Here is a 22,886-nt window from a genome sequence, read left to right as displayed (position 1 = left end):
AGGGTTCGGGTCAGATGACGCCCTGTGCGAGCATCGCCGCCGCGACCCGCTCGAAGCCGGCGATGTTCGCGCCTGCCACGTAATCGCCGGGGACGCCGTAGCGCTCGGCAGCCTCGAAGGAAGCGCGGTGGATGTCCGCCATGATCTGGCGGAGCTTGCGCTCGCTGTCCGCGAAGGCCCAGCGCTGACGCGAGGCGTTCTGGCTCATCTCCAGCGCCGAGGTGGCCACACCGCCGGCGTTGGCCGCCTTGCCGGGGGCGAACAGCACTCCGGCGGACTGGAACGCCTCGACGGCCTCGGGGACGCACGGCATGTTGGCGCCCTCCGAGACGGCGCGCACGCCGTTGCCGATGAGGGCCTGAGCGTCCGCGAGGTCCAGCTCGTTCTGCGTGGCCGACGGCACGGCGATGTCGATCGGCACCTCCCACACGCGGCCGCCCTCGACGAAGCGCGCGCCGGGGCGGCGGTTCGCGTACTCGACGATGCGCCCGCGCTCGACCTCCTTGATCTGGCGGAGCAGATCCAGGTCGATGCCTGCGTCATCGACGACGTAGCCGGAGGAGTCCGATGCCGTGACCGCCGTCGCGCCGAGCTGCGTGGCCTTCTGGATCGCGTAGATCGCCACGTTCCCGGAACCGGAGACGCCGACGCGCTTGCCCTCGAAGGAGTCGCCCTTGACGGCGAGCATCTCCTCGGCGAAGAACACTGCACCGTAGCCGGTCGCCTCCGTGCGCACCTCGGCGCCGCCCCAACCCGTGCCCTTGCCCGTGAACATGCCGGACTCGTGGCGGTTGGTGATCTTGCGGTAGGTGCCGAACAGGTAGCCGATCTCACGGCCGCCGACCCCGATGTCGCCCGCGGGGACGTCGGTGTGCTCACCCAGGTGGCGCCACAGCTCGCTCATGAACGACTGGCAGAACCGCATGATCTCGGCATCCGAGCGGCCGTGCGGGTCGAAGTCGCTGCCGCCCTTCGCGCCGCCGATGCCCTGGCCGGTGAGAGCGTTCTTGAAGATCTGCTCGAAGCCGAGGAACTTGATGATCGACAGGTTCACCGAGGGGTGGAACCGCAGTCCGCCCTTGTACGGACCGAGCACCGAGGAGAACTGGATCCGGTAGCCGCGGTTGACCTGCAGGCGACCCGCGTCGTCCACCCACGGCACGCGGAACATGATCTGGCGCTCCGGCTCGACGACGCGCTCCACGATTCCCGCGTCCGCGTACTCGGGGTGGCGCTCGAGCACCGGGCCGATCGAGTGCAGCACTTCGTGCACGGCCTGCTGGAACTCCGGCTCGTGCGGGCTGCGCGTGCGGACGGTGTCGAAGACGGGCTGGACGGCGTCGGCAAGGGGATGGAAGTCAGTAGCGGTCACGCGGAGAGCGGCTTTCTGGATGGGGGATGCGGAGCAGGGCGATCGTGTCGCGTGAGAAGGCGCCGGTCGGGCACACGAGTTCTCACTTTAGCGCCCTGCACGTTGTGAGCAGGACCGCGGGGATCACCCGGTGTTCTGCAGGCCGGCCGCCACGCCCGAGACCGACAGCAGCAGCAGGCGCTGCTGCTCGGCGTCCGCTCCGGACCCGGTGGCGGACTCGTCGGCCGAACGCAGCTCGCGCAGCGCCCGCAGCTGCAGCAGCGAGAGCGCGTCGACGTACGGGCTGCGCAACTGCACGGCGCGCTGCAGGATCGGCTTGTTCTCGAGCAGACCGGTGCCGCCGGTGAGGCGGATGACCCATTCGCGCGTGAGAGCGAGCTCGTCGAGCACGAGCTGTGCGAGATCTTCGCGGTCGCCGAGCGCCAGATAGCGACGGGCGATGCGCTCGTCGGTCTTGGCCAGGCTCATCGCGACGTTGTCGATCATGGTGTGCAGCAGCGGCCATTCGCGATACGCCTCGGCGAGCAGCTTCTCGTCGCCGACCGCCTCCAGCGCCGTTCCCAGGCCGAACCAGCCGGCCAGGTTGATGCGGGCCTGGGTCCACGCGAACACCCACGGGATCGCACGCAGGTCCTCGAGCGACTCCACCGACAGCCCGCGGCGCGCCGGGCGCGAGCCCAGCGCGAGCAGGCCGATCTCCTCGAGCGGGGTGACGGTCGCGAACCAGGGGGCGAAGCCCTCGGCGTGCACGAGCTCGAAGAAGCGGGCGCGCGAGGCGGTGTCCATGGTCGCCGCGATCGCGGCGAAGCGCTCGGCCGCGCCGCTGGTGCGCTGCTCGACGCCGGGGGAGGAGGCCAGCAGTGTGGCCGCCGCGACCTGGTCGATGTGACGCATGGCGATGGCGGGCTCGCCGTACCGGGCGAAGATGACCTCGCCCTGCTCGGTGAGCTTGAACCGGCCGTCGACGGAGTGCGGCGGTTGGGCCAGGATGGCCGAGTTGGCCGGTCCGCCGCCGCGTCCGAGGGCGCCGCCGCGTCCGTGGAAGAGCGTCAGTTCGATCCCGGCGTCCTTCGCCCACTGCGCGATCTTCTGCTGCGCCTCGTACAGGGCGAGGTTCGCCGCAACCGGGCCGACGTCCTTCGAGGAGTCCGAGTAGCCGAGCATGACCTCGAGCCGGTTCCCCGTCTCTGCCATGCGCGCGCGGAACTCCGGGAACTGGACGGTCTCGGCGAGGATCGCCGGTGCCGCCTGCAGATCGGCGAAGGTCTCGAACAGCGGGACGACGTCCAGGACCGGTGCTTCGTCGCCCAGCGCGTAGCGGGCGAGCCGTCGCACGTTCGCGAGGTCCTCGGCGGACTGCGTGAACGACACGACATAGCGACCGGCGGCGCGCGGGCCGTACTCCCGCTGGATCTCCGCGATCGCGTGGAAGACGTCGAGGACCTCGCGCGTCTTCTCGCTGAGCTCGCCGCCGGCATCCAGTTCGGCGAGCGCCTGACGGTGCACCTGGGAGTGCTGGCGCACCTCCAGCTCGGTGAGGTGGAAGCCGTACGTCTCCACCTGCCAGATCAGGTGCTGCACGCCGCCGAACGCGTGGCGGCGGGCCCCGGCGGCGACGAGCGACTCCTGCACGACGCGCAGGTCGGCGAGCAGGTCCTCGGGTCCGGTGTATCCGCCCGTCGCGCCCGTGCGCTTCGCCGCGACGCGTCGCGAGAACAGCAGCAGCAGCCGGCGGTGCGGCTCCTCGGGGGACCGGGTCGAGATGTCGGCCGCGGCCTCGGGCTCCGCGGCGGCGAACGCGTCCCACAGGGCCGCGGCCGCTGGGGAGACCGGGGTGCTCTCGGCATCCAGCGTCAGCGTGCGGCCGATGCGCGCGAGCGCGCGCTCGAGGCCCTGCAGCACGTGGTCGGACGCGATCTCGGCCGCCTGGCGGGTGACGGATGCCGTGACGAAGGGATTCCCGTCGCGGTCGCCGCCCACCCAAGAGCCCACGCGGACGAACGCGGGGACGACCGGAGCGCTCGCGCCGGACTCGTCGCCGCGCAGGGCGTCGTCGATGCGGCGGTAGACATGCGGCACAGTGGTGAAGAGGGTCTCGTCGAAGACGCTCATGACCGTACGGACCTCGTCGACCGGCGTCGGCTTCTGCGCCCGCAGAGGTGCGGTGCGCCAGAGGGTGTCGATCTCCTCCAGCATCCGGCGCCGTGCCCGGCGCTGCTCTGCTCCGGCATCGCTGGCCTCGTCGTGCTGGGTCAGCAGATCCGACAGCCGGCGGATGCTCGTGGAGACCGCCCGGCGACGCGCCTCGGTCGGGTGGGCGGTGAAGACCGGGTGGAAGCGGAGTCCGGCGAGCCGGCGGGCGGCCTCGTCCTCGCCCACCTCGCGGCGCAGCTGCGCGAAGGCGGCGGCCACGGTGTCCACGGCGTCCTCGCGGCCGGGCTGTCCGGCCCGCTCGCGCAGCACGCGGACGCGCTGGTGCTCCTCGGCGAGGTTCACCAGGTGGAAATAGGCGGTGAAGGCGCGGGCGACCTCATCCGCGCGTTCGACCGAGAAGGAGTCGGCGATGGATGCCGCGCGCTCGAACGCCTCGGTGCTGGACTCGTCGTAGGCCTGGATGGTCGCGAGGCGCAGCCGCTCGACGTCCTCGAACAGGCCGGGCGTGCCGGACTCGCGGAGCACCTGGCCGAGCAGGGCGCCGAGCATGCGGACGTCGGCGCGCATGGCGTCGGGGATGCCGCGGCCTGCCTCGAATCGGCCGATGACGCGGATGGCCTCAGTGGGTGTGGGCTCGGGGGTCATCCCTCGAGCGTATCCCGATGCGAGGGGGCCGCCCGACCGCGTGACGCCGCATGAACGCCGGACGCCGCCGCGCCCTACCATGGAGGGGATGGCTGACTCCCGCAACCCCCTGCGCTCCGCGCAGTTCCCCGCGATCCTGCTGCTGGTGGCAGCCGGAATCGGGCTCCTCCTGGCCAACACCCCGGCGCACGACGCCATCGCGGGAGTGCTCGATCTGCACATCCCGGTGCCGGGGACCGGGCTCGATCTCTCGGTCGAGCACTGGATCTCCGACGGCCTGCTGGCGATCTTCTTCTTCGTCGTCGCCATGGAGCTGCAGTTCGAGCTCACCAGCGGCGAGCTCAACTCCTGGCGGAAGGCGATCCAGCCGGCGATCGCGGCCGCGGGCGGCGTCATCGTCCCGATCGTCATCTATCTCGTGATCGCGGGGGCGCCGCGGACCGCCTCGGGCTGGCCGATCCCGACGGCGACCGACATCGCGTTCGCGCTCGGCGTGCTCGCGGTGTTCGGTCGAGGGCTGCCGTCGACCGTGCGGGTGTTCCTCCTGGCCCTCGCCATCCTCGACGACATCATCGGCATCGTCTTCATCGCCGTGCTGTTCGCGCACGACCTGAACTGGCTGCTGCTCCTGCTCGCCCTGGTCGGCGTCGTCGCCTTCGGTCTGCTCAGCCGTCAGCTCGAGGAGCGCAACCGCTTCGTGATCGGCGCGGCGATGGTCGTGATCGGGATCGTGGTGTGGGCTCTGGTCGCCGCCTCCGGCGTGCACGCGACGATCGCCGGCGTTCTGCTCGGGCTCGCAGTCGCGCAGGCCCCGTCGATGCGCATCCGGTACGCGCTGGAGACCTGGGTGAACGGCGGGATCCTGCCCGTCTTCGCCTTCACCGCCGCGTTCGTCGTGATCCCCGCAGTGTCGCCCTCCGAGCTGTCGCCGGCGTTCTTCGGGATCGCGCTCGCGCTGCCGATCGGCAAGATCATCGGCATCGGACTGTTCGGCTGGCTGGCGATGCGGATCGGATCGCAGGGCGGTCCGGCTCTGAAGCTCGCCGATCTCCTGGCCGCCGGGACGCTCGGCGGCATCGGGTTCACGGTGTCGCTGCTGCTGGCGAATCTGGCCTTCGCGGACGACGCGGAGATCCGCGATCAGGCCATCCTCGGCGTCCTCGTGGGCTCTCTCGCCGCTCTCGTGCTGTCCGGCATCATCGTGTCGCTGCGAGCGGCGCACTACCGGCGGCTGGACTCCGTGGCGAAGCCGTGAGGCGGGTGAGGGGAGACCGATGAGCGACGCGCTGAGGGACGCAGCGGAGACCATGCGCGCCGTGCGCGAACGCTGCGTGTGGTCGCAGCGCATCACGCACCGCGACCTGATCCCCTACCTCATCGAGGAATCGCACGAGGTCATCGACGCCGTCGAGACGGGGGATCGCGCCGAGCTGCGCGAAGAGCTGGGCGATCTGCTGTGGCAGGTGCTCTTCCACGCCGCGATCGCGGAGCAGGATCCGCAGGATCCGTTCGACATCGACGATGTCGCGCGCACGCTGACCGAGAAGATGGTGCGCCGCCATCCGCACGTCTTCGCGGACGCGGTCGCCACGACCCCGGACGAGGTGCTGATGCACTGGAACGCCGCGAAGGCGGCCGAGAAGCGGGCGCGCACGAGCGTGCTGGACGGCGTCCCGAGCGGGATGCCGGCGCTGTCGCGTGCTCAGAAGGTGCTCGGGCGTGCCGCGCGCGTGCTCCCCGAGCATCCGTCCCCCGAGCAGGCCGCCCCGGCATCCGAAGCCGAGCTGGGCGACGCGCTGCTCGCCCTCGTCGCGCAGGCCCGTGCGAACGGATGGGACGCCGAGCGCGCCCTGCGTGAACGCACGCGTGCGCTGGAGGGCGAGGTCCGCGCCGCGGAGTCCGCCTAGCGGTGCCTGGACCCGCAGACCTGGAAAGATGGACTCGTGGCTACCGTGAACCCGCCGCGCGGCATGCGCGACATCCTCCCCGCCGACAAGGCGCGTCGAGAGCGCGTCCTCTCCGTCATCCGCGAGCGCTACCGCGCGCACGGCTTCGACGAGATCGAGACGCCCGTGGTGGAGGAGTACGACCGCCTGCATGCCGGCATCGGCGGTGACAACGAGAAGCTGTCCTACAACATCCTGCGCCGGGGTCTGGACGCCGACGCGATCCGTGCCGCCGCCGGCGACCCCGCCGGCCTGTCCGACCTGGGGTTGCGCTACGACCTGACTGTCCCGCTGGCGCGGTTCTACGCGTCGAACCGCGCACAACTGCCCGCGGTGTTCCGCGCGATCCAGATCGGGTCGGTGTGGCGTGCGGAACGGCCCCAGAAGGGGCGGTACCGGCAGTTCGTGCAGTGCGACATCGACGTCATGGGGGACGACTCGGCCCGTGCCGAGGCCGAGCTGCTGGTGGCGTCGCTGGACGCCGTCGCGGCGCTCGGCCTCTCCGACGCGAGCGTTCGCATCAACGACCGGCGGGCGCTGGAATGGATGCTGGACGCGTTCGGGTTCACCGCGGATGAGCGTCCCGGCGTGCTCATCACCATCGACAAGCTCGACAAGATCGGCCCCGACGGGATCGTCGCCGAGCTGCGGGAGCGGCAGGCGACGTCGTCCGCCGTGGACGCCTTCGAGCAGTTCCTGCGTCGCCCGCAGACGAGGGAGTACACCCCGTACGGCGAGCGGCAGATCCGCAGAGCGCTTCCGGACGGGGCGCCGGAGGAGATCGTCGCGCACCTGGTCGGTATCGGCGAGGCCGTGGCCGCCGGAACCGGACGGACGGACATTCCGTTGGTGTTCGATCCGTTCCTGGTGCGGGGCATGGGGTACTACACCGGCACGATCTTCGAGCTCGCGCACCCGTCCGTGCCGTACTCGCTCGGTGGCGGCGGCCGCTACGACGGGATGATCGGACGGTTCCTCGGCCAGCAGGTGCCCGCGGTCGGGTTCTCGCTCGGGTTCGAGCGCCTGGTCGATCTCGTCGAGCTCGGCGAGGACGCGGATGCCGCGGCCGTCGTGCTCGTGCACGACAAGGACGTGCCGGTGGTGGAGCTCGTGGCGCACAAGGCCGCGCTGATCGATCAGGGCTCGCGCGTGCGCCTCGAGCGCCGGACGAAGAACCTCAAGGGGCTGCTCGAGCGCTCGGCCGCCGACGGGTACACGGCGTTCGCGACCGTGGCGGCAGGCGCCCCGGTTGGCGCTCTGGAGATCAAGCCGCTCGGCTGAGACGCGGGGACCGCGCGTCCCCGGCCGTCCCCGCCCATTCACCCCGGGTTCACTCCTGCGGTGTTTGCTGGCACCGTGGCTCGCGTGAGGATCCTCGGCGCCGTGCTCGCCGCCTGTGTGCTCGCCGCGCTCGGCATCCGCGTCCTCCTGTCCCGTCAGGCAGCGATCGCGCGCCGACGGATCGGCAAGCCACTGGGCGAGGAGTCGCTGGATGCGGACCGGGTCTGGCGGAAGACGCTCGAAGGGCGACCCGTCGATCTGCTGCTCCTCGGCGACTCCCTCGCGGCCGGCCTGGGGGCTGAGCGTCGCAAGCAGACGCTCGGCGGCCGGCTCGCGAAGGCCGTCGCGCGCCGGCTGCAGCGTCCCGTGCGACTGCGCACGGCGGCGGTGGTCGGCTCGGAGTCCTCGGCACTCGGGGCGCAGTTGGACGGACTGGATCCCGATTACCGCGCGGATGTCGCGGTCATCGTCGTCGGGGGCAACGACGTCACGCACCTCGTTCCGGCATCCGTGGCGTCGGCTCAGCTCGAGCAGGCCGTCCTGCGGCTGCAGGACGCCGGGACCCCCGTCGTGGTCGGCACCTGCCCGGACCTCGGGACGCTGCGTCCCGTGCCCCAGCCGCTGCGGTCGCTGCTGTCACGGATGTCGCGGCGTCTCGCCCTGGAGCAGACGCGTGTCGCGTGGCGGACGGGCGCCGTGCCGGTCGACCTGCGCCAGCTCGTCGGGCCGACGTTCCACGCGGAGCCCGAAGAGATGTTCAGCCTCGATCGGTTCCACCCGAGCGCGGCGGGCTACCGACGGACGGCCGAGGCGCTGCTTCCCGCCGTCGTCACGGCGCTTCGCTCGCGGCAGTGAAGCTCGCCGCCCACTCTTCGACCCGCCGGGCGCTCTCGGCGGGGGAGAGGTCCTCCACGCGGGACATGATCGACCAGCGCACGCCGAAGGGATCGCGGATCGACGCGAACCGGTCGCCCGAGACGAAGTCGCTCGGCGCTTCGCGGACCGTGGCGCCGGATGCCGTCGCGCGCTCGACGACCGCGTCCACATCCGGGACGTACAGGCCGAGAGAGTAGCAGTCGTCCTCGCCGGACGGCGGGGCCACGAGATGGTATTCGGGCGTGGGTTCGCCGATCTGCAGCAGCCCCATGCCGAAGTCCAGATCGGCGTGGACGACGATTCCGCCCATCTCCGTGACGTCGAGTACGACGGCGCCGAAGACGTCGCGGTAGAAGCCGATCGCGTCGGCCGCCCCGGGGATCGCGAGGAACGGGGTGAGGCTGGTCGCGTTGTTCGGGCGGCCGTCGGTGGTGTGTGCTCCGGTGAGTCCTGTGCTGTTCATGACGTCGACGCTACGGACCGGCCGGATCCCGGCGCTTGGAGATTCGCGACATCCTGTCCGGGGCCGGCGCTACTCTGTCCCGCGTGATCGATGCGCGGCGTGGAGTGCTGTATCCCGCACGGATGCCGGACTTCCACCGCTGTCCGCCCCCGGGCGAGGCCGCGGAGCTCGTCGAGTGGTTCTGGATACCGCAGTGGGACATCGATCCGGGGCGGTCCTCACGGCAGCACGTCGTCGCGTACCCGGCGCTGAACCTCGTTGTCGAGGGAGATGCGGTCGAGCTCGTGGGCGCCACCACGGCGGCGTCGCATCGCGATCTCACGGGCCGGGGCTGGGCGGTCGGGGCGCTGCTGAAGCCGGCTGCGGTCGCAGCCCTCATCGAGGATCCGGCGGCGCTGCGCGATCGGTCCCGCATCTTCGACGCTCCGGACCTGCGGGACGCCGTCGTCCGGGCGATGGGTGACGGAGGGGAGCAGGGGCGCGCGGACGCCGTCGGGGCGTTCGCGGCATGGCTCGTCCGCCGGGTCGGCGAGCCGTCCGAAGTGGCGCGGGAGGCGAACCGGATGGCAGAGGTTCTCATGTCGGATCCCGAGATCGTTCGGGCAGAGGATGCCGCGGCGAGGCTGTCCGTCTCCCTGCGCACGCTCCAGCGGCTGGCGCACCGATACGTCGGCCTCCCGCCGCTGGCGATGATCCGGCGTCGACGCCTGCAGGAGGCGGCGCAGCGGATCCGGGAGCATCCGGACACCGACCTGGCCACGGTCGCCGCCGAACTCGGCTACGCCGATCACGCCCATCTGACGCACGACTTCGGTGCGGTGCTGGGCTTCACGCCGACGGCCTACCGTGCGGGCGCGCCGTGAAGGGGATCACAGAGGGGTGATCCGCGGCTGACAAGAGTCGCCGTCTCAGAAGGGAGGGTCGGGCTCGGTCGCATGCCCGGTCGGCGAGATCACCTGGACCGTCCCGTCGCGTCGCGATCGGTAGCGGAAGGTGGTGCGATGGTTGTGCCTGTGGTCGCGCGGGCACAGCGGTGCGAGGTTGTCCACGTTGGTCCCGCCACCTCTGGCCCACGGTCGACGATGATCGATCTCGGCATCGGCGGCGAGACGTTCGCAGCCGTCTCGCGCGCAGGTTCGGTGCTTCAGGATGAGCCAGTCGCGCTGCGCCTTCGTGGGCCGGTAGCTCCGGCGGTCCATGTCGAGGATCGCGCCCGTGATCGGGTCCGTGATGACGCGGTGGAAGGCGGACGCATCGAGGAACAACTGCGCCGCCGTGACCGCATCGATCGCGTCGCCTCCGACCATCTCGGCCTGCTCCGCCGCCAGCGCCTCGGCGACGGAGGGGTCGATCGGCGCTCCGTCCGGCGCCGCGGCGAGCAGCTGGACCGGGACCGTCACGAAGACTTTGGTCTTCACCGCGGTGTCGGTGCCGACACCGCGCAGCCATGCGCTGGTCAGATCGGCGCGCAGCTGATCGCGGGTGCGTTCTTCGCGGCGGTCCTTGGTGAGGTGCTTCGCGGTGCTGGTCATGCGACGGAACGCGGCGTGCGCCTCGTGGGAGGGCATCAACGCATGGAGCCAGGCCATGCCGCCGTCGGCGTCCTCGATCCAGACGCGCCGATCCCGCATCTCCCGAGCGTGCTTCGCTTCGGCGGGAAGCGGCGCGAGCCGATCGGCGAGTCTCTTCAGCCGACGGTTGAACGACGCCGGCGAGCACGAGAGCGACCATTCCGTGCACGCGGCGTCGATGCGCGCGAACGCCCGCTGCTCCGCGGAGCGCTCCGGGTCCGTGGCGTCTGCGGGGGCCGCGACGAGACCGAGCGCGTGCACGGCCCGACCGAGCAGGTACGGGGAGGCGAACCCGGACGCGGTCTGCTCCCACAACCCGGGGAGGTGCTGCTGGGCGCGCTCGACGAGGAACACCTGCCCGCGCACATGATCCTCGGTGCTGTTCATCCGCAGCGCCAGGTCCAGGATCGCCGCCCGTTCCGCGAACTCGATCGCCTCGGCGCCGTCCAGGCCGTCCACGTAGAGCTCCGGGTGCCGACGAGCGCACTGCACCACGCGCAGCATCCGCGCCGCCTGCAACGCGGCCTGTCGGTTCGCATCGACCTGCGAGCACTCGGCATCCGCCAGCAGCAGGCCGATCTCCTCGGCCGGGTTCAGAACCGAGGGAGAGGGTGTCGGCATCGCTGCGTCCATGAAGCCATGATAGCACAGAAGTACGAGAAGAAGTAGCGCCGATCCGCATAATTAGGGCAAGAATATACGATACTGGATCGCGCTCCGCTCCTCGACGTACGGGCACTGATCGTCGACGCTCACCGCGCGATGCGCAGTCGAAGCATCCGGTAGGCGACGCCTGCGAGCACGACGACGGTGCCGATCAGTGACGCCATCGCGGGCAGTGTGCTCACGAGGACAAGGCATCCCAGGGCGCCGAGCACCTGCAGCGCGCGCGGATAGCGCCGGACGTCGTCGCCGGTCTGGCGGAACGCCGCCGCGTTCGCGATGAGGTAGTACAGCAGCACGCCGAAGGACGAGAAGCCGATCGCTCCGCGCAGGTCCGCGACGAGGACGATGCCGATCACGATCAGCGCGATCGTGATCTCCGCGCGTCGCGGCACCTGCCAGCGCGTGTCCACGGCCGACAGCCAACGCGGCAGGTCGCTTTCGCGCGCCATCGCGAGCGTCGTACGGCCGATGCCGGTGAGCAGGGCGAGCAGCGCGCCGAGCGAGGCGGCGGACGCCGCCACACGAACCACGGGATCCGCCCATCCCCAGCCCGCGGCCTCGACGACACCGGCGAGCGGGGCCGGTCCGGCGACGGCATCCGCACCCAGCACGAGGATCACCGTCACGCCGATCGCGAGGTACACCACGACCGCCCCGCCGAGTGCGAGCACGATCGCGCGCGGGATCGTCCGCGCCGGGTCCACGACCTCCTCGCCCATCGTCGCGATGCGGGCGTAGCCGGCGAACGCGAAGAAGAGCAGGCCGGCACCCTGCAGGACCCCGTACACCGTGGCGTCCGCGAGCGGAGCGGGGGAGTGCGGTGCTCCGCCGACTCCCGCGGCGACGACGACGGCGAGCCCGAGCAGGGTCGCCGCGACGAGGATGCGGGTCGCGAGCGCGGTGCGGGTCACGCCGAAGCAGTTCACGGTCGCGAGCGCGGCGACGGCGAGGACGGCGACCGGCCGCTCCCATCCCGCTGGCGCGGCGTACGACGCGAAGGTCATCGCCATCGCGGCGCAGCTGGCGATCTTGCCGATCACGAAGCACCAGCCTGCGACGAATCCCGGCCAGGGGCCGATCTCGGCGCGCGCGTAGGCATACGTGCCGCCCGCGACGGGGTGCACGGCGGCGAGCTGGGCGGAGCTGGTCGCATTGCAGTACGCGACCACGGCCGCGATCGCGAGAGCGACGAGGATGCCGGAGCCGGCGGCTCCGAGCGCCGGTGCCCAGACGGCGAACACGCCGGCGCCGATCATCGATCCGAGGCCGATGGCGGTGGCGTCCGGGAGGGTCAGCCTGCGAGCGAGGGGCACGTGATCATCGTGCCACCGCTCGGTTAACGATCGGTGCCGCGCGCGGCGGTCACGCGCTTCTTCTCGCGGATGTACACCTCGCGCCGCACCTTCGCGACCACGTCCCCCTCGCGATCCGTGATGACGGTCTCGAACCACTCCAGGACCTTCGCCCCGCCGTGCGCGCGTTCGCGCAGTTCGGCGGCCTGCTCCTTCGGGACATGGAACTCGGCGGTGAGCACACCGCGGCCGGGCTTGACGAACTCGATCTCCCCCCGGGTGTCCCACACGACGTAGTCGCGCCCGAGCTGGTGCATCACGAGCATGAAGAAGTAGGGATCCGTCATGGCGGACATCGATCCGCCGAACGCCGTCTTCACATAGTTGCGAGTGAGGAGATTGACGTGCAGCTCGACGGTGGCGCGGGTCCAGTCCGCGCTGAAGCGACGGACGCGGATCCCGCTGAACAGGTTCGGTGCCCAAAGGCTCATTCCGATCGCGAGCCGGCGCGGAGTGATCTTCATGGCGATCAGTGTCGGGGAGCATCCCGGCATCCGGCAAAGCCTCTGGCGTCTTGCTACAACTGTTCTATTTCTCATAGAATAAGTCGAACGAGGAGGACGACATGCTGATCCGGATCGACGCCGACAGCCAGCGGCCGCTGTTCGAGCAGGTCGCCGCCTCCGTCCGCGCCGACATCCTGACGGGCGCCCTCGGGCCGGGCGACCGGCTGCCGTCGGCGCGCGAGGTCGCCGACGCGCTCGACATCAACCTGCACACGGTGCTGCATGCGTACCAGCAGCTGCGTGACGAACGGCTGGTGGATCTGCGGCGCGGCCGCGGGGCCACCGTGGCAGCATCCGCTGCGCCGCTCGTCGACCTCGCCAAGGAAGTCGCCGATCTCGTCGCCAGGGCCGGTGAGCTGGGCGTGTCCGCCGAGACGCTCGCCGCGATCGTGACATCCGCCGTCCCCATCGACCGCCGACCGGAGGAGCGCCCATGACCGAGCACGACATCACCCGCACGCCTCCGGCGCAACTGCGCCGAGCGCGGGTCCGATTCCTCCTTGTCGCCGTCGCGGTGCCGATCGTTCTGGTCGCCGTCGGTCTCGCCATCGTCCTGGCCTGGATGCCTGAGCTGCCGGCGTCCGTCGTGACCCACTGGGGCGTTTCGGGCCCCGACGGATTCGGCTCTCCGCTGGTCTACGTGTGGATGCTGATCGGCCTCGGGTTCGGACTGCCCGTGCTGATGGCGGCCTCGACGCTCATCGCCGTCGGGACGCACTGGGGCGCCGCGGCGCGCTTCATGGGAGCGATGGCCGCGGGGCTCTCCGCATTCGCCCTCGTCCTCGCGGTCGGTTCGCTGGCACCGCAGCGCGGGCTGTCGGACGCCGCGGCGATGGGCGGGATCTGGTGGGTGGTGGCGCTCGGCTTCGCCGCGCTGCTGCTGGTCGGCGTCGCGGCGTGGTTCGCGCAGCCGGCCGTGGCAGCAGTCCCGGGGCCGTCGCTCGACGACGGTCGATCGGTGGTTCTCGGCGAGGGCGAGCGGGTCGTGTGGGTGGGGACCGCGACGATGCCGCGCACCCCGCTGATCATCATGGCCTCGGCCCTGGTCCTCGTCACCGTGCTCACGATCGCCCTCGCGTTCGCCGGAGGACCCGCTGCCTGGATCGGCGTCGTCCTCATGCTGATCGTCCTGCTGGCTCTGCCGGCGACGGCGGCGTTCCGCATCCGCATCACGCCGGAGGGATTCTCCGCGCGCTCCCTGCTCGGAGTGCCGCGCACGCGCATCCCGCTCGCCGAGATCGATTCGGTCCGGGCGGTCGACATCTCCCCGTTCGGGGAGTTCGGCGGATGGGGCTGGCGCATCTCGCTCGACGGCCGCAGCGGCATCGTCACGCGTCAGGGTCCGGCGATCGAGATCGCGCGGCGCGGAAAGCGCCGGTTCGTCGTCACGATCGACGGTGCGGAGCAGGCCGCGGCGCTGCTCCAGGCGTACGTGGATGACTCGGCATCCGATCCCGGCCGCACGATCAGAGGAGGCGCACGATGAGCGAGTCGACCGCGTCGAGGACGCCGCTGATCGCGATCGTCTCCTTCGTCCTGCTCGCCTGCGGACTGGCGTGGCTCGTCGCGCTCCCGCTGTGGCTCTCGGACGGCCTGCGCCATCCGCTCGCCGGCGTGCTCATCTCGGTGATGATGTTCACCCCGGCGGTCGCCGCGGTGCTCGTGATCCTGCTGATGCGTCCCGTGCCGAAGGGAGAGCGGCTGCGCTTTCTCGGCGTGTGGCCGCTGCGCCCGGCGAAGCGCGTGATCGGTCTGAGCGTTCTGGGCCTGTTCGGTCCGCTCGTCGTCATCGCACTGTCGATCGCGATCGCCGCCGCGTTCGGATGGGTGCACCTGGATCTGATCGGATTCTCGGGGTTCGGCGAGACGCTCGAGGCGTCCCTGCCGGAGGGGGTCCCCGCGCCGCCGGCGGGTCTCGTGATCGTGTCGCAGCTGATCGCGATGCCGATCGCCGCCGCGACGATCAACGCGGTCATGGCGCTCGGTGAGGAACTGGGCTGGCGCGGATTCCTGGTCCCCGCGCTGCGGCAGTACGGCACCTGGCCCGCGCTGCTCATCAGCGGCGCGGTATGGGGGCTGTGGCATGCTCCGGTGATCCTGCTCGGCTACAACTTCGCGCGCACGGACGCCACGGGTGTCGCGTTCATGGTCGGCGGCTGCGTCGTCTGGGGGATCCTCCTGGGCTGGTTGCGCCTGCGCTCGGCGTCCGTCTGGCCGGCGGTCTTCGCCCACGGGGCGATGAACGCGGCCGGTGCGACGATCGCGCTGCTGTACGCCGCAGGCACGACGTTCGACATGGCCTTGGCAGGGCCGCTGGGGGTCGCCGGCTGGATCGCGTGCGGCCTCGTGATCGTCGTGCTCCTGGCGACCGGGCAGTTCCGGAAGCAGCCGGAGCTCGACGCCGCGGCGCGACGGGCCCTCCCGCATCGTCCGCCGGAATAGCCCGGTGTCTTGACCTCGCCCGCCCGGCCGGGTTGGCTGAGGGAATGGCCGAATCGAACCCGCAGAACTGGCGCGCCGCCGATGCCTACCTCGCCGACCTCCTGGTCGGGCAGGACCCGACCCTGGATGCGACGCTCGCCGCGCAGCGGGCCGCAGGACTCCCCGAGATCGAGGTCGCACCCGTCAGCGGAAAGCTGCTGAACCTGCTCGCCCGCATGAGCGGAGCGCGACGCGTCCTCGAGATCGGCACGCTCGGCGGGTATTCGACGATCTGGCTCGCGCGCGCGGTCGGGCCCGACGGCCGAGTCGTCACGGTCGAGGCGGAATCGGCGAACGCCGCGGTCGCACGGCGCAACCTCGATGCCGCCGGCGTCGGCGATCGGGTCGAGATCCGCATCGGCCGCGGTGCCGAGGTCCTGCCGAGCCTGGACGGCACCGAGCCCTTCGACCTCGTCTTCATCGATGCCGACAAGGAGTCGAACACGATCTACCTCGACTGGGCCGCGCGACTGGGCCGCGCCGGCACCGTCGTCGTCCTGGACAACATCGGCCGGGAGGGCGAGATCGTCGACGAGAGCACCACCGATCCCCGTGTCATCGGCACGCGGGAGGGGCTCCGGATGCTGGGGGAGGACGCTCGCTTCGACGCGACGGCGCTGCAGACCGTCGGCCTCAAGGGCTGGGACGGAGTGGCCATCGCCCTCGTCGTCTGATCGCTTCGGCGCGTCGGACGCGCCCGGCTAGAATGGCGACGGATCGACGACGCTCCACCACAACCTTTTCTCTGAGCAAGGAGCACATTCGTGGCACTGATCGAGGCTGTAGGCGCACGTGAGATTCTCGACTCCCGGGGAAACCCGACCGTCGAGGTGGAGGTGCTCCTCGATGACGGCATCGTGCAGCGCGCGGCCGTTCCCTCCGGCGCATCCACCGGTGCGTTCGAGGCGTACGAACTCCGCGACGGCGACAAGAGCCGCTACGGCGGAAAGGGCGTGCTCAAGGCCGTCGAGGCCGTCATCGACGAGCTGGGCCCGGCCATCGAGGGCGTCGAGGCGAGCGAGCAGCGCATCGTCGACGAGATCCTCATCTCCACCGACGGCACCGAGAACAAGAAGCGCACCGGCGCCAACGCGATCCTCGGCGTCAGCCTCGCGGTCGCCAAGGCCGCGGCCGACAGCGCCGACCTGCCGCTGTTCCGCTACCTGGGCGGGCCCAACGCGCACGTCCTCCCCGTGCCGCTGTTCAACGTCATCAACGGCGGCGAGCACGCCGACAACGGCATCGACATGCAGGAGTTCTTCCTCGCGCCGATCGGCGCCGAGACCTACTCCGAGGCGCTGCGCTGGGGCGTCGAGACGTACCACGTGCTGCGTGCCGAGCTGAAGGCCGCCGGCTACGCGACGGGCCTCGGGGACGAGGGCGGCTTCGCGCCCGACCTCCCCAGCAACCGCGAGGGCCTCGACTTCCTCGTCAAGGCCATCGAGAAGGCCGGCTTCACGCCGGGATCGGACATCGCGCTCGGCCTCGACGTCGCCGCGACGGAGTTCTTCAAGGACGGCGTCTACCGCCTGGACGGCAAGGACTGGGATGCCGCGGCGCTGACCGAGTACTACGTCGGCCTGGTGAACGACTTCCCGATCGTCACGATCGAGGACGCGCTCGCCGAGGACGACTGGGACAACTGGAAGCACCTCACCGAGGCGCTCGGCTCGAAGGTCCAGCTCGTGGGCGACGACCTGTTCGTCACCAACCCGCAGCGCCTCGCCGACGGCATCCAGCGCGGCGTCGCCAACTCGCTGCTCGTCAAGGTCAACCAGATCGGCACGCTCACGGAGACCTTCGACGCGGTCAGCCTGGCGCAGCGCTCCGGTTACACCGCTATGCTCTCGCACCGTTCCGGCGAGACCGAGGACACCACGATCGCCGACCTCGTCGTCGCCACCAACTCGGGCCAGATCAAGGCGGGTGCCCCGGCGCGCAGCGAGCGCGTCGCGAAGTACAACCAGCTGCTGCGCATCGAGGAGGAGCTCGGCGACGCGGCCGTCTTCGCGGGCCGCTCCGCGTTCCCGCGCTACACCGCCTGAGCGCCGACGCGCACGAGACAACGAGGCCGCCCGCGCGGCGGCACGACCCGGAGGGGGAGCCATGGCGAGACGACCGGCTTCCCCTTCGGCGTCCTCGCGCACGGTCGACGTGCGCGAGTGGGCATCCGGCATCCGGCTGTCCGCGTTCTCCGTGATCATGCTCTCGCTCGTCGTACTGGGCGCGTGGGTGCTCGTGCCGACGCTGGGCACCTACATCGAGCAGCGGCAGCAGATCGCCGCGCTGGAGCAGTCCGTGCAGCTGTCGAAGGAGGAGATCGCGGATCTCGAACTCGAGCAGCAGCGCTGGGAGGATCCCGCCTTCATCACCACCCAGGCGCGCGAGCGCCTCTACTACGTCAAGCCCGGCGAGGTCGTCTATCTGATCGACAACGATCTGGACGCCGCCGACCTGCCGCGCGAGCAGCAGCCGGTCAGCGCCGAACTCGAGGAGAGCGCCTCGGACTGGATGCCTCATCTGCTGCGCACCCTCGCCGGCGCCGGCCTCGCGCAGACCGCCGCCGAGGGCGGGTAGAGCCTTCGTTCAGGAGCGCCTCCCGTACGCTGGAAGGGTGACGACACCCCCCTTCGCCCCGCCGACCCCTGCGGAGATCGACGTTCTCTCCGCGCAGCTCGGACGTCCCGTGCGCGGGGTCATCGGCATCGCCGCACGCTGCGCGTGCGGCAACCCGACGGTGGTGGCGACCGCGCCGCGACTGCCGGACGGCACGCCGTTCCCGACGTTCTACTACCTGACGCATCCCGCGGCCACCGCCGCCATGTCGACCCTCGAGGCGACCCAGGTCATGCCCGAGCTCGCGGCGCTCCTCGACGAGGACGAGGCTGTCGCGGCGGCCTACAGCGCCGCGCATGAGGCGTACCTCGGCGACCGCGCCCGCTACGGCGAGGTCCCCGAGATCGACGGGATCTCCGCGGGCGGCATGCCCACGCGCGTCAAATGCCTGCACGCGCTCGCCGGGCACGCGCTCGCGGCGGGTCCGGGCGTCAACCCGATCGGCGACGCCGCGCTGGAGCGGTCGAGCTGGTCGCCGGAGCGATGCCAGTGCGAACAGCCGGGGGCCGCTCTCGCATGACCCGCCTCAGGACGCTGCGCGGCATCGTCGCAGTCGCGGCGGTGACGGCATCCGTCCTGCTCACCGGGGCGACGTCGGCGCCGACCCAGACGCCGGAGCCGACCCCGGCGCCGGTCGCCGACGAGCCGACCGACCCGATCCGCGCGGCGGAGTACTGGCTGGACGGCGCGCGGATCCGTGACGCCTGGCAGACGAGCCGCGGCGACGGGGTCACGATCGCCGTCATCGACACCGGCATCGCGCCGGTGCCGGCGGCATTCGGCGACGCCGTCGTCGGGGGGACCGACGTCTCGGGGACCGGCTCGTCGGACGGACGCACCCCGGTGGGCACGATCGACGTGAACCACGGGACCTGGGTCGCCTCGCTCGCCGCCGCGCGCGGAGCGGCGGACGGCACGGGAATGATCGGCGTCGCCCCCGAGGCCGACCTGCTGTCCATCTCGGTCAACTTCGGCGCGGCGGCGGCGGTGCCGTTCACCGAGCAGATCGCGGACGCCATGCGCTGGGCCGTGGACAACGGCGCCGACATCATCAACCTGTCCTTCACGACCAACACGCTGGACTGGGACAAGAGCTGGGATGAGGCCTTCCTCTACGCGTTCGAGCACGACGTGGTCGTCGTGGTCGCAGCCGGGAACCGCGGCAGCGGCACCTCGATCGTCGGCGCTCCGGCCACGATCCCCGGCGTGCTGACGGTCGGCGGCGTCAACCAGCACGGGGAGGCGAGCGTCGAGGCCTCGACGCAGGGCATCACGATCGGGATCTCCGCGCCCAGCGAAGGACTGCTCGGCGTCTCGGCCGATGGAACGCTCGCCGAGTGGGACGGCACGAGCGGTGCGGCCCCGATCGTCGCCGGCGTCGCGGCCCTGGTGAGATCCGCTCACCCAGATCTGGATGCCGGGAACGTCATCAACCGCATCCTGAAGACCGCCATCCCGGTCGACGGCGTGACGCGCGTGCCCGACCCGCTCTACGGCTTCGGGCTGATCGACGCGCATGCGGCGGTGACCGCATCCGTCCCGAAGGTGGACGCCGACCCCGCCGAGGACCTCAAGGAATGGATCCGGGTGTACCGGCGCGCGGAGTCCGTGCCGCAGCCGACGCCGACGGTCGCCCCGGTGACGGTCGACCCCCTGCCGGCCGCCGACCCGCCGACGGAAGCGGGTTCACCGCTGCTTCCCAGCGCGGAGACGCTGCTGTACGGTACCCTGCCGCTGATCGTGCTCACGGTCCCTGGTATCCTGGTTGCGCTAGGCGTCACCGCAGCTGCCCGGCGTATCCGAACGGCGCGCGCGCAGCGCACGCCTGCCCCCTGACAAGGAGTTTTCCCTCTGTGGCTGAGAACAGCACTGTGCCCAAGATTCTGATCGTCGGCGGTGGCTACGCGGGTTTCTACACGGCGTGGAAGCTCGAGAAGCACCTCCGCAAGGGCGAGGCCGAGGTCACGATGGTCGACCCGCTGCCGTACATGACGTACCTCCCGTTCCTCCCCGAGGTCGCCGCGGGATCCATCGAGCCGCGCCACGCGGTCGTCTCGACCCGTCGTCACCTGAAGCGCACGAACGTCGTCGCGGCCAAGGTCACGAAGATCGATCACGCGAACAAGGTCGCGACCATCACTCCGGCCGACGGCGACGCGTACGAGTTCGCCTACGATCAGATCGTCGTCACGGCGGGTTCCGTCTCGCGCACGTTCCCGATCCCCGGCATCGCGGACAACGCGATCGGCATGAAGTCGATCGAAGAGGCCGTGTGGGTGCGCGACAAGCTGCTGTCGAACTTCGACCGCGCGGCGGCGCTGCCCCCCGGGCCCGAGCGCGAGCGCCTGCTGACCGTCGTCGTCGTCGGCGGCGGCTTCGCCGGCATCGAGACCTTCGCCGAGCTGCGTTCGTTCGCCTCGGCGCTGTTGAAGCGCTACCCCGAGCTGACGTTCGAGGAGACGCACTTCCACCTCATCGAGGCCATGGGACGCATCATGCCCGAGGTCTCGCTGCCCACGAGCGAGTGGGTGCTGAAGGACCTCGCCAAGCGCGGCGCCAATGTCCACCTGGACACCCAGGTCACCGGCGCCGTCGACGGCAACGTCGAGCTGTCGACGGGCCAGGTCATCCCGACCGACATCATCGTCTGGACCGCCGGAGTCATGGCCAACCCGCAGGTGGTCCGCTCGGGCGACCTGCCGGTCGAGGAGCGCGGTCGCATCCGTGCTCAGGCCGACCTGCGCGTGGTCGACGCCGACGGCAACGTCATCGACGGCGCCTGGACCGCTGGTGACGTCTCGGCGGTTCCGGACCTGACCGGCGGCGGCGTCGGCGGCTTCTGCGTCCCCAACGCCCAGCACGCCGTCCGCCAGGCCAAGCGTCTCGCGAAGAACCTCGTCGCGGTCCTGCGCGGTGAGGCTCCGGTGGACTACATCCACAAGAACCTCGGCGCGGTCGCCGGCCTCGGACTCGGCACCGGCGTGTTCCAGTCCGGCAAGATCGCGATCAAGGGCTTCTTCGCCTGGGTCGCGCACCGCGGCTACCACGGCCTCGCGATGCCGACGTGGGAGCGCAAGTGGCGCGTCCTGTGGGGCTGGTGGCACAACCTGTGGCTCGACCGCGACATCGTGAACCTCGAGAAGGTGCAGCAGCCGCGCGCGTTCTTCGAGGAGTTCGCCTCCCGTCCCCGTCCGGCCGCGGATGCCGCACCGGCCGCTGCTCCGGCGAAGGCGGCTCCCGCGAAGGCCGAGAAGGCTTCCGCTCCCGCGAAGGCCGAGAAGGCGCCGGCGAAGTCCGAGAAGGTCGCGGACAACGCCGCGGACGACAAGACGGTCAAGAAGGCGCCGGCGCGCAAGCCCGCCGCCAAGAAGGCGCCGGCCGCCAAGGCGGACGCGAAGTAACCGGCATCTGCAGCTCTGTGCGAAGGCCCCGTTCCTGTGGAACGGGGCCTTCGCCGTTCCAGCCGATCCATAAGCGGGACCGGTAGCGTCTGTGGAGCAAGGGGAGTACTCCCGAAGCGGCGGAGTCGTCACTACGGATGCGCGATCGCGTCCCGGCCCGCCGGCCCGTGAGGGTGGAGGAGACCTGGCGTCCGCTCGGCGGACCGCCACGGCGACCCTGCGTCCGTGACCGTCCGCCCCACCCGGTGAAGGATCGACATGGACAAGATCTCCCGCCTGATCGGCATGGCCTCGAAGGCGCTCGACAAGAACTCGGCATCCCGCGGATCCGGCTCGTCCGGGTCGACGGACTGGGGAGGCGTCCTGCGCGGCGCCGTGGATGCCGTGCGCGGCCCGGCACAGCCGACGACGTCGCCGAGCCCGCATGTTTCGCCGGCATCCACGCCGGCGCCGGCCGGATCCGGCGCCAACCCGTACGCACCGCCGCCTGCGCCGGGCGCCGGTGTCCCGCGCTCCGCCACGGGCACCGGCAGCGCGCATCCGTATGCTCCGCCGCCCGCCCCGCGGGCCGCTGGCGCCCCTGCGGTCTCGGAAGCCGATCGTGCCGCGATCGCACGCTACGACTACCTGATGCAGACCGCGGATCCGCACCGCATCGAGCAGATCCACCGCGACGCGTTCGCGCGCCTCACGCCGCAGCAGCGCGCCCACGTCGAGCAGCGGATGCGCTCCGAATTCGCCCCCGGGGAGCGTCCTGCGTCGTCCTCGCCCGACGACCTCGCACGGGCGGCGGGGCGAGCCGAGGCGCTGCGGCCCGGCAGCATGCGGGGTCTGCTGTCGCGTGTCGGCGGGGCCGGTGTCGGCGGAGCGGCCGTCGTCGCCGGCGGCGCCGCTCTCGGGGTGCTGGGAGCCGTCGCGGCCGGGTCGGTGCTGAGCGCGGCCGCCGGACCGCTGCTCGAACAGGCGACCGCGATGGGGGTCGACTTCGTCGGACTCGCCGAGGGCGTGGACGTCGAATCGCTCGCCGGCGGCGCCGACGAGCTCTTGGGCTCCGCAGGCGAGACGGTGTCCGGACTCGGCGACTCGGTCTCGGAGTGGGGCTCAGCCCTCGGAGATTTCGGGCTAGGAGGCCTGTTCGGCCGGTGACGGGGCGGGAAACCGGCATGGATCGCGACCGGAGATGCGTCGCCGTGCTCTGAGCGGCACGAACTGCGACGGGAATCCGGACGGACGCATCCGGCGGGGCCCCTCCTTCACGGCTGTACCCCCGCTGGGATTCGATCCCCACCGGCCACTCGCCTCGTCGCTGCGCGCCGGGGCGAGCCTCTGGCCGGCGGGGCCCCTCCTTCACAGTTGTACCCCCGCTGGGACTCGGTCCCCACCGGCCACTCGCCTCGTCGCTGCGCGCCGCGGCGAGCCTCTGGCCGGCGGGGCCCCTCCTTCACAGCCGTACCCCCGGTCGGATTCGAACCGACACTGAAGCGAGTTTAAGTCGCCTGCCTCTGCCGATTGGGCTACGGGGGCGTGCCGATCAGCCTAGCGGCGGATGGCGCGAC

General features: G+C 71.2%; 21 protein-coding genes and 1 tRNA gene. 15 read left to right on the top strand and 7 right to left on the bottom strand.

Features of this window, described 5'->3' with window-relative positions:
* Positions 1 to 10: 10 nt before the first annotated feature.
* Both gdhA and AC3RXZ_RS05565 read right to left on the bottom strand, forming a co-directional pair.
* Positions 11 to 1,372 carry an NADP-specific glutamate dehydrogenase gene (gene gdhA / locus AC3RXZ_RS05570; protein ID WP_491493381.1) on the bottom strand — a complete coding sequence of 454 codons (1,362 nt, stop codon included), beginning with the start codon at positions 1,370 to 1,372 and terminating at the stop codon, positions 11 to 13.
* Positions 1,373 to 1,495: 123 nt separating this feature from the next.
* The gene (locus AC3RXZ_RS05565) at positions 1,496 to 4,171 is read right to left on the bottom strand and encodes a phosphoenolpyruvate carboxylase (RefSeq protein ID WP_491493380.1); all 2,676 of its coding nucleotides are present in this window, start codon (positions 4,169 to 4,171) and stop codon (positions 1,496 to 1,498) included.
* A gap of 88 nt (positions 4,172 to 4,259) precedes the next feature.
* Between AC3RXZ_RS05565 and nhaA the strand changes: the two genes are divergently transcribed.
* From nhaA to AC3RXZ_RS05545, 4 genes are all read left to right on the top strand, one after another.
* Positions 4,260 to 5,426: a Na+/H+ antiporter NhaA gene (nhaA, locus tag AC3RXZ_RS05560; protein WP_491493379.1), complete on the top strand. Its 1,167-nt coding sequence runs from the start codon at positions 4,260 to 4,262 to the stop codon at positions 5,424 to 5,426.
* Between the two features lie 19 nt (positions 5,427 to 5,445).
* Positions 5,446 to 6,078 (top strand): nucleoside triphosphate pyrophosphohydrolase, encoded by a 633-nt coding sequence (locus AC3RXZ_RS05555; protein WP_491493378.1) that lies wholly within the window; start codon positions 5,446 to 5,448, stop codon positions 6,076 to 6,078.
* Positions 6,079 to 6,141: 63 nt separating this feature from the next.
* Complete coding sequence (gene hisS, locus AC3RXZ_RS05550) at positions 6,142 to 7,398, top strand: histidine--tRNA ligase (protein ID WP_243226140.1); 1,257 nt, start codon at positions 6,142 to 6,144, stop codon at positions 7,396 to 7,398.
* Between the two features lie 84 nt (positions 7,399 to 7,482).
* Positions 7,483 to 8,253 (top strand): SGNH/GDSL hydrolase family protein, encoded by a 771-nt coding sequence (locus tag AC3RXZ_RS05545; RefSeq protein ID WP_498265581.1) that lies wholly within the window; start codon positions 7,483 to 7,485, stop codon positions 8,251 to 8,253.
* On the opposite strand, the gene AC3RXZ_RS05540 is transcribed toward AC3RXZ_RS05545, so the two are convergent.
* Positions 8,228 to 8,737 (bottom strand): VOC family protein, encoded by a 510-nt coding sequence (locus AC3RXZ_RS05540; RefSeq protein WP_491493376.1) that lies wholly within the window; start codon positions 8,735 to 8,737, stop codon positions 8,228 to 8,230. The two genes, AC3RXZ_RS05545 and AC3RXZ_RS05540, sit on opposite strands and share 26 nt — an antisense overlap.
* Positions 8,738 to 8,820: 83 nt before the next feature.
* On the opposite strand from AC3RXZ_RS05540, the gene AC3RXZ_RS05535 reads away from it, so the two are divergent.
* Complete coding sequence (locus tag AC3RXZ_RS05535) at positions 8,821 to 9,600, top strand: AraC family transcriptional regulator (protein WP_491493375.1); 780 nt, start codon at positions 8,821 to 8,823, stop codon at positions 9,598 to 9,600.
* A 45-nt stretch (positions 9,601 to 9,645) separates the two neighbouring features.
* Here AC3RXZ_RS05535 and AC3RXZ_RS05530 read toward each other — a convergent pair whose 3' ends face one another.
* From AC3RXZ_RS05530 to AC3RXZ_RS05520, 3 genes are all read right to left on the bottom strand, one after another.
* A complete protein-coding gene (locus tag AC3RXZ_RS05530) occupies positions 9,646 to 10,941 on the bottom strand; it encodes an HNH endonuclease signature motif containing protein (protein WP_491493374.1) in 1,296 nt (431 codons plus the stop codon).
* Positions 10,942 to 11,060: 119 nt separating this feature from the next.
* Positions 11,061 to 12,287 (bottom strand): APC family permease, encoded by a 1,227-nt coding sequence (locus tag AC3RXZ_RS05525; RefSeq protein WP_308220827.1) that lies wholly within the window; start codon positions 12,285 to 12,287, stop codon positions 11,061 to 11,063.
* Positions 12,288 to 12,310: 23 nt separating this feature from the next.
* A complete protein-coding gene (locus tag AC3RXZ_RS05520; RefSeq protein ID WP_491493373.1) occupies positions 12,311 to 12,790 on the bottom strand; it encodes a DUF4442 domain-containing protein in 480 nt (159 codons plus the stop codon).
* 101 nt (positions 12,791 to 12,891) lie between these two features.
* Here AC3RXZ_RS05520 and AC3RXZ_RS05515 point away from each other — a divergent pair, with 101 nt between their 5' ends.
* The 10 genes from AC3RXZ_RS05515 to AC3RXZ_RS05470 all read left to right on the top strand — a co-directional run bounded on the left by AC3RXZ_RS05515 (position 12,892) and on the right by AC3RXZ_RS05470 (position 22,476).
* On the top strand, positions 12,892 to 13,269 hold the full coding sequence (locus tag AC3RXZ_RS05515; RefSeq protein ID WP_243224695.1) for a GntR family transcriptional regulator: 378 nt from the start codon (positions 12,892 to 12,894) through the stop codon (positions 13,267 to 13,269).
* A complete protein-coding gene (locus tag AC3RXZ_RS05510) occupies positions 13,266 to 14,318 on the top strand; it encodes a DUF1648 domain-containing protein (RefSeq protein ID WP_243224696.1) in 1,053 nt (350 codons plus the stop codon). The genes AC3RXZ_RS05515 and AC3RXZ_RS05510 overlap by 4 nt, the downstream gene beginning before the upstream one ends.
* Complete coding sequence (locus tag AC3RXZ_RS05505; RefSeq protein WP_243224697.1) at positions 14,315 to 15,274, top strand: CPBP family intramembrane glutamic endopeptidase; 960 nt, start codon at positions 14,315 to 14,317, stop codon at positions 15,272 to 15,274. Before AC3RXZ_RS05510 ends, AC3RXZ_RS05505 begins: the two co-directional genes overlap by 4 nt.
* A gap of 44 nt (positions 15,275 to 15,318) precedes the next feature.
* A complete protein-coding gene (locus tag AC3RXZ_RS05500) occupies positions 15,319 to 15,987 on the top strand; it encodes an O-methyltransferase (RefSeq protein ID WP_491493372.1) in 669 nt (222 codons plus the stop codon).
* Positions 15,988 to 16,077: 90 nt separating this feature from the next.
* On the top strand, positions 16,078 to 17,358 hold the full coding sequence (gene eno, locus AC3RXZ_RS05495; RefSeq protein WP_243224699.1) for a phosphopyruvate hydratase: 1,281 nt from the start codon (positions 16,078 to 16,080) through the stop codon (positions 17,356 to 17,358).
* Between the two features lie 61 nt (positions 17,359 to 17,419).
* Complete coding sequence (locus tag AC3RXZ_RS05490) at positions 17,420 to 17,890, top strand: FtsB family cell division protein (protein ID WP_243224700.1); 471 nt, start codon at positions 17,420 to 17,422, stop codon at positions 17,888 to 17,890.
* 37 nt (positions 17,891 to 17,927) lie between these two features.
* Complete coding sequence (locus tag AC3RXZ_RS05485; protein ID WP_491493371.1) at positions 17,928 to 18,449, top strand: DUF501 domain-containing protein; 522 nt, start codon at positions 17,928 to 17,930, stop codon at positions 18,447 to 18,449.
* Complete coding sequence (locus AC3RXZ_RS05480; RefSeq protein WP_491493370.1) at positions 18,446 to 19,765, top strand: S8 family peptidase; 1,320 nt, start codon at positions 18,446 to 18,448, stop codon at positions 19,763 to 19,765. Before AC3RXZ_RS05485 ends, AC3RXZ_RS05480 begins: the two co-directional genes overlap by 4 nt.
* A 35-nt stretch (positions 19,766 to 19,800) precedes the next feature.
* Positions 19,801 to 21,330, top strand: a complete 1,530-nt coding sequence (locus AC3RXZ_RS05475) for an NAD(P)/FAD-dependent oxidoreductase (RefSeq protein WP_491493369.1) — start codon at positions 19,801 to 19,803, stop codon at positions 21,328 to 21,330.
* A 258-nt stretch (positions 21,331 to 21,588) separates the two neighbouring features.
* Positions 21,589 to 22,476 carry a cation-transporting ATPase gene (locus tag AC3RXZ_RS05470; RefSeq protein ID WP_243224704.1) on the top strand — a complete coding sequence of 296 codons (888 nt, stop codon included), beginning with the start codon at positions 21,589 to 21,591 and terminating at the stop codon, positions 22,474 to 22,476.
* A 304-nt stretch (positions 22,477 to 22,780) separates the two neighbouring features.
* On the opposite strand, the gene AC3RXZ_RS05465 is transcribed toward AC3RXZ_RS05470, so the two are convergent.
* A tRNA-Leu gene (locus AC3RXZ_RS05465) sits at positions 22,781 to 22,854 on the bottom strand.
* Positions 22,855 to 22,886 lie beyond the last annotated feature (32 nt).

The sequence above is a fragment of the Microbacterium cucumeris genome, assembly GCF_058349845.2.
The sequence above is the reverse complement of the archived record's forward strand: the minus strand, read 5'-3'. Positions and strand labels throughout refer to the sequence as shown.

Bases quoted from the DNA above. Each gene is read 5' to 3' on its own strand.
- AC3RXZ_RS05480 (WP_491493370.1), top strand. From the start codon at position 18,446: ATGACCCGCCTCAGGACGCTGCGCGGCATCGTCGCAGTCGCGGCGGTG.
- AC3RXZ_RS05490 (WP_243224700.1), top strand. From the start codon at position 17,420: ATGGCGAGACGACCGGCTTCCCCTTCGGCGTCCTCGCGCACGGTCGAC.
- AC3RXZ_RS05555 (WP_491493378.1), top strand. From the start codon at position 5,446: ATGAGCGACGCGCTGAGGGACGCAGCGGAGACCATGCGCGCCGTGCGC.
- hisS (WP_243226140.1), top strand. From the start codon at position 6,142: ATGCGCGACATCCTCCCCGCCGACAAGGCGCGTCGAGAGCGCGTCCTC.
- AC3RXZ_RS05565 (WP_491493380.1), bottom strand. From the start codon at position 4,171: ATGACCCCCGAGCCCACACCCACTGAGGCCATCCGCGTCATCGGCCGA.
- AC3RXZ_RS05470 (WP_243224704.1), top strand. From the start codon at position 21,589: ATGGACAAGATCTCCCGCCTGATCGGCATGGCCTCGAAGGCGCTCGAC.
- AC3RXZ_RS05500 (WP_491493372.1), top strand. From the start codon at position 15,319: ATGGCCGAATCGAACCCGCAGAACTGGCGCGCCGCCGATGCCTACCTC.
- AC3RXZ_RS05530 (WP_491493374.1), bottom strand. From the start codon at position 10,941: ATGGACGCAGCGATGCCGACACCCTCTCCCTCGGTTCTGAACCCGGCC.
- AC3RXZ_RS05515 (WP_243224695.1), top strand. From the start codon at position 12,892: ATGCTGATCCGGATCGACGCCGACAGCCAGCGGCCGCTGTTCGAGCAG.
- AC3RXZ_RS05540 (WP_491493376.1), bottom strand. From the start codon at position 8,737: ATGAACAGCACAGGACTCACCGGAGCACACACCACCGACGGCCGCCCG.
- nhaA (WP_491493379.1), top strand. From the start codon at position 4,260: ATGGCTGACTCCCGCAACCCCCTGCGCTCCGCGCAGTTCCCCGCGATC.
- AC3RXZ_RS05510 (WP_243224696.1), top strand. From the start codon at position 13,266: ATGACCGAGCACGACATCACCCGCACGCCTCCGGCGCAACTGCGCCGA.
- AC3RXZ_RS05520 (WP_491493373.1), bottom strand. From the start codon at position 12,790: ATGAAGATCACTCCGCGCCGGCTCGCGATCGGAATGAGCCTTTGGGCA.
- AC3RXZ_RS05505 (WP_243224697.1), top strand. From the start codon at position 14,315: ATGAGCGAGTCGACCGCGTCGAGGACGCCGCTGATCGCGATCGTCTCC.